The organism is Oceanobacillus profundus, from assembly GCF_003515705.1.
Classification (GTDB): domain Bacteria; phylum Bacillota; class Bacilli; order Bacillales; family Amphibacillaceae; genus Oceanobacillus; species Oceanobacillus profundus.
The window spans coordinates 181,297-194,008 of record NZ_QWEH01000005.1 but is presented as its reverse complement, the minus strand read 5'-3'; the positions used below and the strand labels follow the sequence as shown (position 1 = coordinate 194,008).

The following is a 12,712-nucleotide window of genomic DNA, read 5'->3' as shown; positions in this document are numbered from 1 at the left end:
TCGAGTAAATTGTCGAAAAATTTTAATTAAATAGACGAGCTTAATTAGCGACGAGGGGGAACATTCGATGAATAATAAAATAACCTTTTCATCATATCTAGCAATCGGTTTTATGCTGTTTGCATTATTTTTTGGGGCTGGTAATTTAATTTTCCCAGCACAGTTAGGACAATATGCAGGGTCAAACATTTGGCCAGCAATTATTGGATTCTTAGTAACAGGTGTTGGATTGCCGTTACTTGGGATTCTGGCAATGGGCTTTTCAGGTAGTAGGAACCTTCAAGAATTATCTAGCAGAGTTCACCCTGTGTATGGTATTTTCTTCACGGCATTGCTCTATTTAACGATTGGCCCATTCTTTGCAGCTCCAAGAACAGGGACGGTGGCATATGAGGTTGGAATCGCGCCATTTATTAGCGAAGGTGCACAACAGACAGGTTTACTCGTTTTCACGATTCTATTCTTCGCGGTAGCACTTTTATTCTCATTATATCCAGGGAAAATAGTCAACAATGTAGGGAAAATATTGGCTCCAGCATTAGTTGTATTGCTTGTTATTCTGTTGTTGGTTGCTATATTCAATCCAATGGGTGCGATGCAGAACCCGCAAGAAGCCTATCAAGGTGGTGCATTTGTGACAGGTTTCCTGGAAGGCTATAATACAATGGATGCTTTAGCGTCACTTGTGTTCGGGATAATCGTAATTAACGCAATTCGTGCATTGGGTATTACCTCAAAAAGTGGAATTCTTTCTGCGACAGCAAGAACAGGGGTTATTGCAATTACGCTACTTGGGATTATTTATGTAGGAATTGCAATACTAGGAGCTACGAGTACAGAAACACTAGGTTTATTTGATACTGGTGGTCCAGTATTGAGTGGTGCTGCATCACATTATTTTGGAACGTTTGGATCTATTATGCTTGCAATCATGATCATCCTTGCTTGTTTAACAACAGCAATCGGGTTGATAACAGCCAATGCAGAGTATTTTAATACATTATTTCCAAAGCTTAGCTATAAGGTATTGGTTGTTTTCTTTAGTGTGTTAACATTTGTTGTTGCAAACTTTGGGCTCGCGAATATTATTACCTTCTCGATTCCGGTTTTAATGTTCCTTTATCCATTGGCAATTGTATTAATGCTTTTGACATTTGTATCTCCACTATTTAACCATGCTCGTATGGTTTATGTAGCAGCGATTGCAGTTACATTCTTAATTAGTATATTTGATGGTTTAGTGGCACTTTGTGATTCGCTAGGAATAGATAATTTCAGCTGGATGAACCCGGTATTAAACTTTTATGAATCAGTTCTGCCATTCTATAATCAAGGGCTGGGCTGGTTGCTCCCCGCAGCGATTGTTATTATTATTACAGGTATTATTGCTAAAGTAGTTAATGTAGGATCAACACAGGAAGTCTAATAATGAAATGAAAACCCGAATCCCCTAAAAATGGAATTCGGGTTTTTGTATGTAGAGCTGGTTTTGGACAGATGGCCAGAGCGGGCAGTAGAGAGAAGTGCACACCTATGCTCCGAATCAAGTGCGAATTTGTATTACAATTGAGTCTGATTATTAAACCAAAAGCGAATCACCATAGCTGTGAGTAGCGATGAAGCCAGATCGAAATCGTCTGGTATAATTAAAAAGCATCCAGTGTACGAAGCCAATTTTCATTCATGACAGCAGAGAGAGTTTCGGTATCCCTCTTTTCCATTAACTCAATAATTTTCCAGTGGTCATCAATCGAATTGTTAGTCAGTACAATGGAATTGTGGAAAAAGAGCCTTCGTACATGTGCTTGTAAGGAATCAAGTATTGCTTGTATATATGTATTGCCTGCTGTATCAACAATAATTTTGTGAAATTGCTCGTCAACCTTCAAGGCAGAATAGTAATTTTCTGACTGAATCGCGTCGGAAAATTGCTGATTTGTCTTTTTAAGTAATTCCAACGTTTCCTGAGTCAAATTTGTAACAGCTAACTCTGCAGATAATGCCTGTAATGCAGCTAGGGGTGGAAGAATGTCATTAATGGACTCCTTTTCTATCTCTGTAACCTGTGTTGCCTTACCAGGATACATTTTTACAAAGCCTTGGAATTCCAGCAATTGCAAGGATTCGCGAATGGGCGTCCTACTGACACCTAACGCTTTAGCAAGCTCCGTGTCATTTAATTTTTCACCTGGAAGTAAGGTTCCGTCAATAATCCACTGTTGAAGCTGGTTGAATGCGTTTTTCTTTGCAGATAAGCGAACAGGTTTTAAGTGATTCGTTGGTATTGGCAATGCAGTTCACACCCTCCAGAAGAAATTTAAAAGCTTTAATCAATAGTATACATGAAAATTCCTCATTTTGGAATATGCAATATATCGCAGGAGAAAAAATCCTGAATCAACCGCCATAACTATAAATAAGTGAGCAGACAATTTAATGCAGCCTGCTCACTTATTTTTATTCAGTATGCTCTTTACGAAAGTTGTCCAATCAACTACCCTTGGAATATCTTGCAAGTGGCGGTTATAGCTTTGGTCTTTTACATAGACCTTGGTAGTGCTGTTTCGCAATGTTTCAAGTACGACTGGTTTATCATCTATATAATAATCTAGTTCAAGCTGGTTGATGATATCCAGCTTTTCTTCATCTTGCATACCATAGAAAAATCGACTATCATCAACAGGGAAGCCTTGCTGTTGCATCCAGGCTTTCGTTCGTTCGCCATGTTCCTTTGGTCTAGCGGTAATATAGTAAACCTCGTGACCAGCCCGGGTAAGTGTATGTAATGCTTCTACAGCACCCGGGAAAATCGGGCATGATGTATAATAGATTTCTTCCAAGGAGCTGTTCCACATTTCTTTTCCTTCGTCGTCCGATATTCCAAATGCTTCATGGATTTCTACACTTGAAATGTTTTGAAAGACATCGATGCCGACCGTTTGCTTCAATTTTTTATTATAGAGATGGAAGGCATGCTCCCGTAAATTAATGAGTGTATCATCAATATCAAAACCAAATTTCACCTTATCATTCCTTAGTTATTCATTATCGTAGTTCGGGTAACCGATAAATTTAAAATCCTGACCAATCCGCTGAATATCGGTATTAATTAAATTCACGGCATCGGTCATTTGATCGATACCCGTTCCTTCTAAAAAGGTTGGTGCATTTTTGCCGCCAATTAGCTTCGGTGCAAAATAGAGGATAACTTTGTCGACAAGCTTATTCTCCAGAAACGTGGCATTTATATTGCCGCCACCCTCAATAAATAGAGAAGAGATCCCTTGTTCACCAAGCGTCGTTACAACTTCAAGTGGATTTACATGTTCGATGCCACTTGTTTCTGCAACAATTACATTTAAATCCTCTAACATTTTCCGTTTCTCTTTGTCATAGCGCTGACTAGTAAAAATAATTGTTTTTGCTTGTTTGTCCGTAATAACCTGAGCTTCCAGGGGAATTTTTAGGCTGGAATCCATAATGACACGAATGGGGTTTCTGCCATTTTGAATTCGTGCAGTTAGTGCAGGATCATCCTTGAGCACGGTATTAATACCAACAAGGATAGCCATATTTTCGCTTCGCAGCTGATGAACATCCTGCCTTGATTCCTCAGAAGTTATCCATTTGCTGCTAAACGTATGGGAAGCTACTTTTCCGTCTAAGGTGATTCCGGCCTTTAAAGTGACAAATGGTTTTCTCGTCACAATGTATTTATTGAAAACCTCATTCATCTTACGTGCTTCGTCTTCCATCACACCGGTAATTACTTCGATCCCTGCATCTTCTAAAATTTTTACACCATTCCCGGCAACAATCGGATTTGGATCGAGTGTTGCAATGACAACCTTTTTAATTCCAGCTTCAGCGATTGCGACTGCACATGGACCAGTTCTCCCATGATGGGAACAAGGTTCAAGTGTTACATAAATAGTACCGCCCTTTGCCTTATCGCCAGCCATTCGCAAAGCGTTTATTTCAGCATGGGCTTCGCCTGCCTTAAGATGTGCTCCCACACCAACGATACGATTATCATTAACGATGACAGAACCAACAAGGGGATTGGGGTCTGTTTGTCCTTTCATGGCTTGGGCATTTTTTAAAGCGAGATCCATATAAAATGCATCGTTAGTCATTCAAGCAAGTCCTTTCTTCTTTGAGATGACCGGATTTTGTAATCTTCGTTTGCAAGTATTTTTCGTTGTACTCCGAAACATCTCCCCAAAGCGGTGTGCGCCCAGATACATGCATGCCAGCATTCTCCAATGCTTCCAGCTTTAATGGATTATTTGTAATTAACGTTACTGGTTTTGTGCGTAAAGTTTTTAGAACACGAATAGCATCATCATAGTTTCTTGAGTCATTCACGAATCCAAGCTGTTCATTAGCTTCTACTGTATCATAGCCGTTTTCCTGCAGCACATAAGCCATTGCTTTGCTAAATAGACCAATACCTCTTCCTTCATGATTCGCTAAATAGAATAATGCACCAGTCCCGTGCTCTTTAATTTTCTTCAAGGATTCCTTTAATTGGAAGCCGCAGTCACAACGCTTACTGCCAAAAATATCCCCAGTGTGGCAAATGGAGTGCATACGGATTAGCGCATCGTCTCCATTCTTAAAGTCTCCATAAACGAGGACGCTGGATTGCTGAAATTCTGCCAGGTTTGCGGTAGATAGTTTATCTATTATCTTTTGGTAATCCTCCGTAATTTCCTCGCAATTCAACCAACAGTACCACTGAAAGACAACAGTCTCTCCATATAAGTTCACCGGAAGCTGGATTGGTCCTACTAAATATATAGCTCGATCCTCAGATCGTATTAATTCAATTTTATCTTTTAAAATAGAAAAAGCTTTTGATTCTAGGTTTATTTGTCCCATTGTAAAATCTCCTTTCACTCTCATTTAGTATAATTAAAAAAGGCTCTAGCTTCAATTTTATTTCCTTGGATTATATTTATTTAATACTTTTCACTTCCTTGTGAAATTGGATTGTATCGATTAGTATATGCAAACTCTGTAATAGATGTCATTTACTTTGCCTTTTTTCTTTAACTGAATTCATACGATGCTTATACAGTATTTTTAAATAAATGGACAAGTATAAAGTTTTCGTAAGTAGTTGGTCATGATGTTTCATATGTCGAAAAATGGGGATATTATAGGAATAGTAAGACAAATATTTAGGAGGAGATAAAATGGTAGAATTACGAGATTCTAAGTATGGAAAAGAAGTATTTATAGAAGAAAACCCATTATCTAGGTGGTTATTTTCCAATACAAAGTCCGCTTGGATTTGGCTTATATTACGTGTTTATATTGGCTATACATGGGTTACTTCTGGATTTGGTAAAGTAACGGACGATGCTTGGACAGGATCTAATGCCGGAGTTGCCCTTGAAGGCTACATGACGGGTGTAATGTCACTTGCTGAAGAAGGTGGAGTAGCGGGGTGGTATGCTTGGTTCTTGGATTCGGTTATCATTCCGAATGCAAGCATATTTTCTTACATCGTTGCTTGGGGAGAATTGTTAGTTGGAATTGGATTAATTGTCGGTTTCTTAACTGGAATTGCTGCTTTTTTTGGTGCACTTATGAATATTTCATTTTTACTTGCAGGTACAGTTAGCTCAAATCCAGTAATGCTCCTAATTGCAATGCTATTGGTGTTAGCATGGAAGGTTGCTGGCTGGTATGGTGTTGATCGCTGGGCATTGCCAAAGCTTGGAACTCCATGGAGTATAAGGCGCAAATAACGAATAGCTTTTTAAACAATCAAACGGTTAGGTCAAATTGGCTTAGCCGTTTTTTTTCTATCAATAGAGTTATTTGGATTTAGAAAAGTGTTTTTCAGCTTAATAAGAATGATTATGATAAATGGAACTATTTCCTTCTGCATAACGTATAACTACATATAATAATGCAAGAGGATGATTTAATAATGAAAGATTATGAAATGAAAGCATATGAAGAGGTCCAGGCTTGGCGATTAAAGATTATGAAGCGGTCTGGGATGTTCAATAAGTTATCTAAACAGGCACAAAATAAAATAAATAGTTGGATTCCAGAGAAAGTACATGGGATTGTTACAGATAGTATTAAACATATGGTTAAGGCAACGTTGGTCGGCTCAAATTGGACGACGAAAAAACAGCTCGCAATAACTGGCGGTCTTGCTGAACGGGACGAGCTGCTAAGAGAAAAACATACCTCGTATCGCAAAACAGCAGTAATAGAAGGTGCGGGAACCGGAGCTGGCGGCATTTTGCTTGGAGCTGCGGATTTTCCATTGCTGTTGACCATTAAAATGAAATTCCTTTTTGAAGCAGCAGCAGTTTATGGGTTTGACACGAGCAAGTATGAAGAACGTTTATTTCTTCTTCATATTTTTCAGCTTGCGTTCTCTAGTGAAGACAAGCGAAGAGAGACATTGTTTATTGTTGAGAACTGGGAGAATCAAAAGGATAAGCTTGTCGACATGGACTGGCGCGTATTCCAACAAGAATACCGGGATCATATTGACTTAATCAAGATGTTCCAATTAATTCCCGGCTTTGGGGCAATTGTCGGTGCCTATGCCAACTATAATTTAATGGATCAGCTTGCAGAAACGGCGATGAATGCGTATCGAATGCGGGTTTTAGAGTCGGGTGGCCCGTTGGATTATTAGATAAGTGGAGTTCATGTTATATAAAATAGTAATAATGGAAGATGGGGGAAGGGTTATGGAGCAGACACAGTATCCGATTTATACACCACCAAAGCATATTGTTTCAGCAGCAACAATAGTAATAAACGATCAACGTGAAATTTTATTAATTAAAGGACCTAGAAGAGGCTGGGAAATGCCTGGTGGACAAGTTGAGGAAGGGGAGCCTGTAAGAGAGGCTGCAATTCGAGAAACAAAGGAAGAATCCGGAATTGAAATAGAAATAATAAAGTTCTGTGGGATTTTTCAAAATGTAACAAAGTCAATTTGCAATACACTTTTTTTAGCTAAGCCAATCGGAGGCAAGTTAACGACCTCTCCAGAAAGCCTGGAAGTAGGATTCTTCCCAATAGAACAAGCTCTAGATAAGGTGACTTGGGATAACTTCAGACAACGGATTGAATATTGTTTGGATGAAAACATCCAACCATTTCTTATTGAATTTTAAAAGCTCAAGGTGCATGCCTTGAGCTTTTGTTCTGTGTCTTTTACGATTGTTTTTCCTTCTTGCCAACAATCCCATAAAAGAATAGCTTTGTAAGATCCTCTGATAAAGGAAGTAATGTATGAACAACATCATCACGCTGCATATATTCCTGAAACATTTGTAAATAAAATAATATGGCTTCATTTGATAACGATGGATCAATAAATCCTTGATTCTTTCCATCGTTTACAAACTCAATGAGTAATGGCAAGCCTTCCTTTAGATAAACCTCCTCCACATAGCTTTGCCCTGTTGCATAATCCTTTAGGAGATCTTGAAAAAATTTATTATTCATCGAATGGTTGGCCATATTTCTTTCAAAGGAAATCATCTGTTTTATTTTATCTTCATAGGGAAGATTACTTGCAAGCAATACTTTCATTTCATCCCAGATCTGATCAACATAAAATTTAAAAACGAGATGGATTAAATTATTTTTGCTGTCAAAATAATTATATATTGTAACCTGTGACACGTTTGCCTCTTTCGCAATCTCTGCTATCGAAACCTTCTGAACACCATATTTCATAAATAATTCAAGTGCGGCTTCTAAAATGTCCTTTTTCTTTAATTCCCTGCGACGTTCAAATCCGTCCATATTGTTCACCTCATATGTAGTTTAATAAAAAATATGTAATAAAACAATAAACATCTTTCATAAATTGGTTGCATAAAGCATTTGTTTTGTATATTATGAACTATATAAGTTAAAATATTTCATAACTAAAAGAGGAGAATGAAATATGCCAATTTTAAAAGCGACAGGCTTAACGAAGCGATTTGGGAAATTTACTGCTTTGGATGGAGTAGATTTGGAATTAAATAAAGGTGAGGTATATGGGTTTATAGGACCAAATGGTGCAGGGAAATCAACGACAATCCGGATTTTACTCGGAATGTTAAAGGCAACTGCAGGGGAAGCACACATTTTTGGAAAAGACGTATGGAAAGATGCTGTTGAACTGCATAAAAAAATTGCATACGTTCCTGGAGATGTGAATCTATGGCCCAATTTAACAGGTGGTGAAGTAATTGATCTGTTTATGAAAATGCGAGGTGCTAAAAATCAAGGTAAAAAAGAGGCATTGATGGAACGGTTTAAATTTGATCCAACGAAAAAAAGTCGAACTTATTCGAAAGGGAACAGGCAGAAAGTTGCATTAATTGCTGCTTTTGCATCGAATGCGGATTTGTATATTTTAGATGAGCCAACATCAGGGCTCGATCCATTAATGGAGCGGATATTTCAAGAATGTGTGCAGGAAGCGAAAGATGCGGGGAAAAGTGTGCTGCTTTCAAGTCATATTTTATCAGAGGTAGAAAGGTTATGTGATCGAGTTGGGATTATTCGAGAAGGCAAAATTATAGAACGAGGGACATTAGATGAATTGCGACATCTCACTCGGACAAATTTAACAATTCAAACGAAAGAACTGATTACAAATCTGGAGGAATTCACAGGTATTCATAACTTGGAAAAAGAGGGGCACAATCTATCCTTCCAAGTTGATACAGAAGAGATGGATGCCATAATCCGCCATATTAGTCAATTTGGAATCGTTAAATTGGAAAGTGCACCTCCAACGTTAGAGGATTTATTTATGCGTCATTATCAAGGAGAGGAACGTGTTTCTTCTGAAATGGGAGGGCTCAGGTAATGTCGCAAAAGCTTTTTACCGGAACAGGTTATTTGACGAAATTAATGGTGCGGCAAAATCGCCTCAAGCTACTCTTATGGCTAGTTGGATTAATTGCAGTAACACTCGCAACAGCTGTGGCGTATCCTGATATCTACCCAGACGAACAATCGCGTGCTGCTTTTGTTTTAACGATGGAAAATCCGGCGATGATCGCAATGCTTGGAGTTGGTTATGAAGATTATGCAACCATTGGATCTTTATTTGCGCATGAAATGTTGCTTTTTACGACGATTGCAGTTGCAATAATGAATATTTTACTCGTCGGACGGAGTACACGAGCAGACGAAGAAGATGGTCGTGTAGAACTGATTCGTTCCTTGCCAGTTGGTCGTTTAGCGTACTTGAACGGAGCGGCGATTGTTGCAGTAGTAACGAATGTGCTAGTAGCCGTTTTGATTGGAACGGGCATCCTTTTGTTAGATATCGACGGCATGGCTGTACAAGGGGCCTACTTGTATGGAGCGACTCTAGGAGCGACAGGACTTGTTTTTGCAGGCTTTACCGCATTATTCGCCCAGCTTGCGGAAACATCAAGAGGTTCCACGATGCTTTCATTTGGAACTTTAATAGCGGCATATCTCGTCCGGGCAAGTGGAGATGTCAGCAGTGAGGCACTTTCACTCGTATCACCACTCGGCTGGACAGTAAGGACGGAAGTATTTGTAGAAAACCATTGGTGGCCAGTTTATGTCATGCTAGCTGTTGCGGTAGTGTTAGGGCTTGTAGCCTTTTATTTGAATGCGATTCGTGATTTGGAATCAGGATTTATTCCAGAACGAGCAGGTAAGAGGAGTGCATCCGTCTTTTTACAAACAACAATGGGGCTTGCTTTTAGACTGCAGCGAACAAACCTGATTGCTTGGGCAATAGGTATATTTTTGCTTAGTGCCTCATTCGGAGCAATTTTAGGGGATTTAGAAGTATATTTTTCCGATAATGAGTTTGTTCAAGCCTTTTTAGCTGAGGGAGATAATTCCATGATGGAACAGTTTATTGTCCTGCTTATGGCAATTATGGCATTGATTAGTACGGTTCCAGTTGTGATGACGGTGTTGAAGTTGAAAAGTGAGGAAAATAAGCATCTGACAGAAAATTATTATAGTCGTGCTGTTTCACGTTCGCGTGTACTGGGAAGCTATGTATGCCTTAGTATGATTGCAAGCTTTGTCATGCAGGCGCTTGTTGCGACAGGGCTCTGGTCTGTTGGCGTGATGGTTGTTGATGATGCGTTAGCATTTGATACAACGTTTGCTTCAGCACTTGTCTATTTGCCAGCAATGTGGATTTTAATAGGTCTGGCAGTCTTCTTTATCGGTATTGCACCAAAGGCAGCGAGTTTCACATGGCTTTATGTTATTTTTGGTTTTGTGGTGATTTATCTTGGCGATATTCTCGAGTTTCCAGAATGGCTTAATAATCTTTCAGCCTTTCATCATACACCACAAATCCCAACAGAAGATATGGATTTTATGCGGGTTTTGATTTTAGTTGGTATTGCGATAGTGTTAACTGTGATTGGGTTTGTTGGTTATAATCGCAGGGATATTCAAGGGTAGTCTAAATTTAGTGATCGATTTAGAGCATTGCTGAAGTTAAGACAGGAAATGTTGAAGTTCTAAGTTAAATTCCTGAAGTCCACAATAAAATTGCTGAACGTTCAAAGTAGATCGGAAGCAAGACGCTGAATTTGGCATAAGTTTGTTCTTAGAACTTTAGGTATAGTAATTTATTCATGAAAATATCATTAGGTACTTTCCCGAAAAGGAGAACACTTTTAAAGGGTTTAAAAGTAAAGTACCAAAGACAGTGAAGAGACCAGAGATACTTTTAATTTTGAATGCATAATAAGATAAGGCTTCTAGTTTAAGAGCTGGAGGTCTTTTTTCTGTAATGTAAATTTATAAAACAGTACCTTGCAATGTACAGTACCGTGTGGTATATTTTTCTGTAGAGGTACTTGTTATAAGTCAGTACTATATAATGAATAGTACTAGTTAGAGAGATGAGGTGTCATGTAATCAATGAACGTCCAATTTAAAAAAGGTGTATTAGAGCTGTGTGTTTTAGTTTTGCTTGATAAAAAAGATCGTTATGGGTATGAGCTTGTGCAAAAAATTTCGGATCAGATTGATATCTCTGAAGGGACTGTGTATCCCCTTCTAAGAAGATTAACGAAGGAAGGCTATTTTACAACATATCTAAAGGAATCAACAGAGGGGCCACCGCGTAAATATTATAAGCTAACGGATAATGGAAGAATATATTACCAAGAGTTACTCCAGGAATGGAGAGAGTTTACGAACGGAGTAAATCAATTAATTAAGGAAGGTGATTTGGATGAATAAAGAACAATTTTTTGCGAAATTAAATGCCCCTTTAAAAAAGCTTCCTGCTCAAGAGAGAGAGGATATTTTGCAAGACTTTGAGGAACATTTTGCAATGGGATTTGAGGAAGGAAAAACGGAAGAACAAATTGCAGATTCGCTAGGTTCGCCACAGCAAATTGCGAAAGATTTAGTAGCGACCTACCATGTGGAAAAGGTAGAAGAAACTGCGACGACAGCGAATATATTTCGTGCAGTTTGGGCTTTGATCGGGTTAGGATTTTTCAATTTGGTCATTGTGCTGGGGCCATTTATTGCATTGGCAGCACTGATAGTCTCCGGTTGGGCGGTCACCGTTGCTTTTATTGGTTCTCCATTACTTGTCATGATAAATACGGTAATGTATCCAGAGGCATTCCAGTTTTTTGATTTATTTTTCTCCGTTGGATTGACAGGTCTTGGATTGTTCATTGGTGTTGGAATGTATTTTGCAACTCGTGCAGTGACAAACGGATTTGTTCGGTACTTGAAATTTAATATGCGCATTGTTAAAGGAGGAATGAAAGATGCTTAATGTTAAAAAAATAGCTGTAACTGCACTAGTCTTGCTGTTAGTTGGTATCATCGGAACAATCTTCACAGTTGGATCCATTGCTGAAACGACTGTCCCAGAAACAACTGAATTACATGAAGAGAATTATGATGACATTGTTATTCAGACAAATAATGCTGTAGTAGAAGTTTTACCGACAAGTGACGAATTTACAACGGTTGAATTTATTGGAAACAGTGAAAACAATCAGAAGTATGAAGTTAAAGCAGATGTAAAAGAGGATACGCTTGCTGTTAATGTGAAAGAAAGATGGTATAAATTTTTTAACTTTGATTTTTCAATTCAATCTCCGAAATTGACAGTTTATGTTCCGGAAAAAACATATAATTCTATTCAAGTCGAAACAGATAATGGACGTGTCGATGCTAATGGTTTGGAAGCCAATGACATCCGTATATCATCGAACAATGGGCGCGCGAATGCGAGTGAATTAGATGTAAAGGAATTGCACGTAACAACTAACAATGGTCGGATTGAACTGCAAGATATTCAAAGTACACATGTTACGAGTGAAGCAGATAACGGACAAATACACTTAGAAAATGTAGATGGAGAGCTTACAGGAAGAACAAGCAACGGGAAAATTACTCTAATTACGGAACACTTAGATCGTCCGATTGATTTTAGCACCAATAATGGGCAAATAAATATCCAAGCGGAAAATGAACCGACAAATGCCATTTTTGATGTGAAGGTAGATAATGGGAGTGTAAAAATCTTTGGTAATTCTAATTGGGATACAGTTGTAGGGAATGGAGATAATCTTATTAAGCTAACAACCGATAACGGTAGTATTACAGTAGAAAAATAGAGATTGTGTAATCGCGTTTAAATTAGATTTTCAGCTAATTTAAACGCGATTTTTTGGCAGGTAAG

Annotated in this window: 14 protein-coding genes; 9 read left to right on the top strand and 5 right to left on the bottom strand. The window is 38.4% G+C overall.

What is annotated here, in order from left to right; genetic code table 11:
- The first annotated feature begins 67 nt into the window (after positions 1-67).
- Entirely contained in the window at positions 68-1,426 is a 1,359-nt protein-coding gene (gene brnQ, locus D1B32_RS10095; protein WP_095311982.1) for a branched-chain amino acid transport system II carrier protein, read from the top strand.
- 220 nt (positions 1,427-1,646) lie between these two features.
- Here brnQ and D1B32_RS10090 read toward each other — a convergent pair whose 3' ends face one another.
- The 4 genes from D1B32_RS10090 to D1B32_RS10075 form a co-directional block, all read right to left on the bottom strand.
- Positions 1,647-2,291, bottom strand: a complete 645-nt coding sequence (locus D1B32_RS10090; RefSeq protein WP_095311984.1) for a GntR family transcriptional regulator — start codon at positions 2,289-2,291, stop codon at positions 1,647-1,649.
- A gap of 156 nt (positions 2,292-2,447) precedes the next feature.
- On the bottom strand, positions 2,448-3,023 hold the full coding sequence (locus D1B32_RS10085) for a 5' nucleotidase, NT5C type (RefSeq protein WP_095311986.1): 576 nt from the start codon (positions 3,021-3,023) through the stop codon (positions 2,448-2,450).
- Between the two features lie 15 nt (positions 3,024-3,038).
- Positions 3,039-4,136, bottom strand: coding sequence for a bifunctional diaminohydroxyphosphoribosylaminopyrimidine deaminase/5-amino-6-(5-phosphoribosylamino)uracil reductase RibD (ribD, locus tag D1B32_RS10080; RefSeq protein WP_095311988.1), 1,098 nt, complete (start codon positions 4,134-4,136; stop codon positions 3,039-3,041).
- The gene (locus D1B32_RS10075) at positions 4,129-4,884 is read right to left on the bottom strand and encodes a GTP cyclohydrolase II (RefSeq protein ID WP_118889262.1); all 756 of its coding nucleotides are present in this window, start codon (positions 4,882-4,884) and stop codon (positions 4,129-4,131) included. The genes ribD and D1B32_RS10075 overlap by 8 nt, the downstream gene beginning before the upstream one ends.
- A 317-nt stretch (positions 4,885-5,201) precedes the next feature.
- Between D1B32_RS10075 and D1B32_RS10070 the strand changes: the two genes are divergently transcribed.
- The 3 genes from D1B32_RS10070 to D1B32_RS10060 all read left to right on the top strand — a co-directional run bounded on the left by D1B32_RS10070 (position 5,202) and on the right by D1B32_RS10060 (position 7,160).
- A complete protein-coding gene (locus D1B32_RS10070) occupies positions 5,202-5,759 on the top strand; it encodes a DoxX family protein (RefSeq protein ID WP_095311992.1) in 558 nt (185 codons plus the stop codon).
- A 185-nt stretch (positions 5,760-5,944) separates the two neighbouring features.
- The gene (locus tag D1B32_RS10065; protein ID WP_095311994.1) at positions 5,945-6,673 is read left to right on the top strand and encodes an EcsC family protein; all 729 of its coding nucleotides are present in this window, start codon (positions 5,945-5,947) and stop codon (positions 6,671-6,673) included.
- Between the two features lie 55 nt (positions 6,674-6,728).
- Positions 6,729-7,160, top strand: coding sequence for an NUDIX hydrolase (locus D1B32_RS10060; RefSeq protein WP_118889261.1), 432 nt, complete (start codon positions 6,729-6,731; stop codon positions 7,158-7,160).
- Between the two features lie 40 nt (positions 7,161-7,200).
- Here D1B32_RS10060 and D1B32_RS10055 read toward each other — a convergent pair whose 3' ends face one another.
- Positions 7,201-7,797, bottom strand: coding sequence for a TetR/AcrR family transcriptional regulator (locus D1B32_RS10055; RefSeq protein WP_118889260.1), 597 nt, complete (start codon positions 7,795-7,797; stop codon positions 7,201-7,203).
- A gap of 145 nt (positions 7,798-7,942) precedes the next feature.
- Here D1B32_RS10055 and D1B32_RS10050 point away from each other — a divergent pair, with 145 nt between their 5' ends.
- The 5 genes from D1B32_RS10050 to D1B32_RS10030 all read left to right on the top strand — a co-directional run bounded on the left by D1B32_RS10050 (position 7,943) and on the right by D1B32_RS10030 (position 12,647).
- Positions 7,943-8,857: an ABC transporter ATP-binding protein gene (locus tag D1B32_RS10050; protein WP_095312000.1), complete on the top strand. Its 915-nt coding sequence runs from the start codon at positions 7,943-7,945 to the stop codon at positions 8,855-8,857.
- Entirely contained in the window at positions 8,857-10,455 is a 1,599-nt protein-coding gene (locus D1B32_RS10045) for an ABC transporter permease (RefSeq protein ID WP_118889259.1), read from the top strand. The genes D1B32_RS10050 and D1B32_RS10045 overlap by 1 nt, the downstream gene beginning before the upstream one ends.
- A gap of 465 nt (positions 10,456-10,920) precedes the next feature.
- Positions 10,921-11,244, top strand: a complete 324-nt coding sequence (locus tag D1B32_RS10040) for a PadR family transcriptional regulator (protein ID WP_095312004.1) — start codon at positions 10,921-10,923, stop codon at positions 11,242-11,244.
- Positions 11,237-11,797, top strand: coding sequence for an HAAS signaling domain-containing protein (locus D1B32_RS10035; protein ID WP_118889258.1), 561 nt, complete (start codon positions 11,237-11,239; stop codon positions 11,795-11,797). The genes D1B32_RS10040 and D1B32_RS10035 overlap by 8 nt, the downstream gene beginning before the upstream one ends.
- Positions 11,790-12,647, top strand: a complete 858-nt coding sequence (locus D1B32_RS10030; RefSeq protein WP_118889257.1) for a DUF4097 family beta strand repeat-containing protein — start codon at positions 11,790-11,792, stop codon at positions 12,645-12,647. Before D1B32_RS10035 ends, D1B32_RS10030 begins: the two co-directional genes overlap by 8 nt.
- Positions 12,648-12,712: the final 65 nt, after the last annotated feature.

Excerpts from the sequence above, each read along its gene's own strand:
- brnQ (WP_095311982.1), top strand. The coding sequence starts at position 68 with ATGAATAATAAAATAACCTTTTCATCATATCTAGCAATCGGTTTTATG.
- ribD (WP_095311988.1), bottom strand. The coding sequence starts at position 4,136 with ATGACTAACGATGCATTTTATATGGATCTCGCTTTAAAAAATGCCCAA.
- D1B32_RS10075 (WP_118889262.1), bottom strand. The coding sequence starts at position 4,884 with ATGGGACAAATAAACCTAGAATCAAAAGCTTTTTCTATTTTAAAAGAT.
- D1B32_RS10070 (WP_095311992.1), top strand. The coding sequence starts at position 5,202 with ATGGTAGAATTACGAGATTCTAAGTATGGAAAAGAAGTATTTATAGAA.
- D1B32_RS10065 (WP_095311994.1), top strand. The coding sequence starts at position 5,945 with ATGAAAGATTATGAAATGAAAGCATATGAAGAGGTCCAGGCTTGGCGA.
- D1B32_RS10060 (WP_118889261.1), top strand. The coding sequence starts at position 6,729 with ATGGAGCAGACACAGTATCCGATTTATACACCACCAAAGCATATTGTT.
- D1B32_RS10055 (WP_118889260.1), bottom strand. The coding sequence starts at position 7,797 with ATGGACGGATTTGAACGTCGCAGGGAATTAAAGAAAAAGGACATTTTA.
- D1B32_RS10050 (WP_095312000.1), top strand. The coding sequence starts at position 7,943 with ATGCCAATTTTAAAAGCGACAGGCTTAACGAAGCGATTTGGGAAATTT.
- D1B32_RS10045 (WP_118889259.1), top strand. The coding sequence starts at position 8,857 with ATGTCGCAAAAGCTTTTTACCGGAACAGGTTATTTGACGAAATTAATG.
- D1B32_RS10040 (WP_095312004.1), top strand. The coding sequence starts at position 10,921 with ATGAACGTCCAATTTAAAAAAGGTGTATTAGAGCTGTGTGTTTTAGTT.
- D1B32_RS10035 (WP_118889258.1), top strand. The coding sequence starts at position 11,237 with ATGAATAAAGAACAATTTTTTGCGAAATTAAATGCCCCTTTAAAAAAG.
- D1B32_RS10030 (WP_118889257.1), top strand. The coding sequence starts at position 11,790 with ATGCTTAATGTTAAAAAAATAGCTGTAACTGCACTAGTCTTGCTGTTA.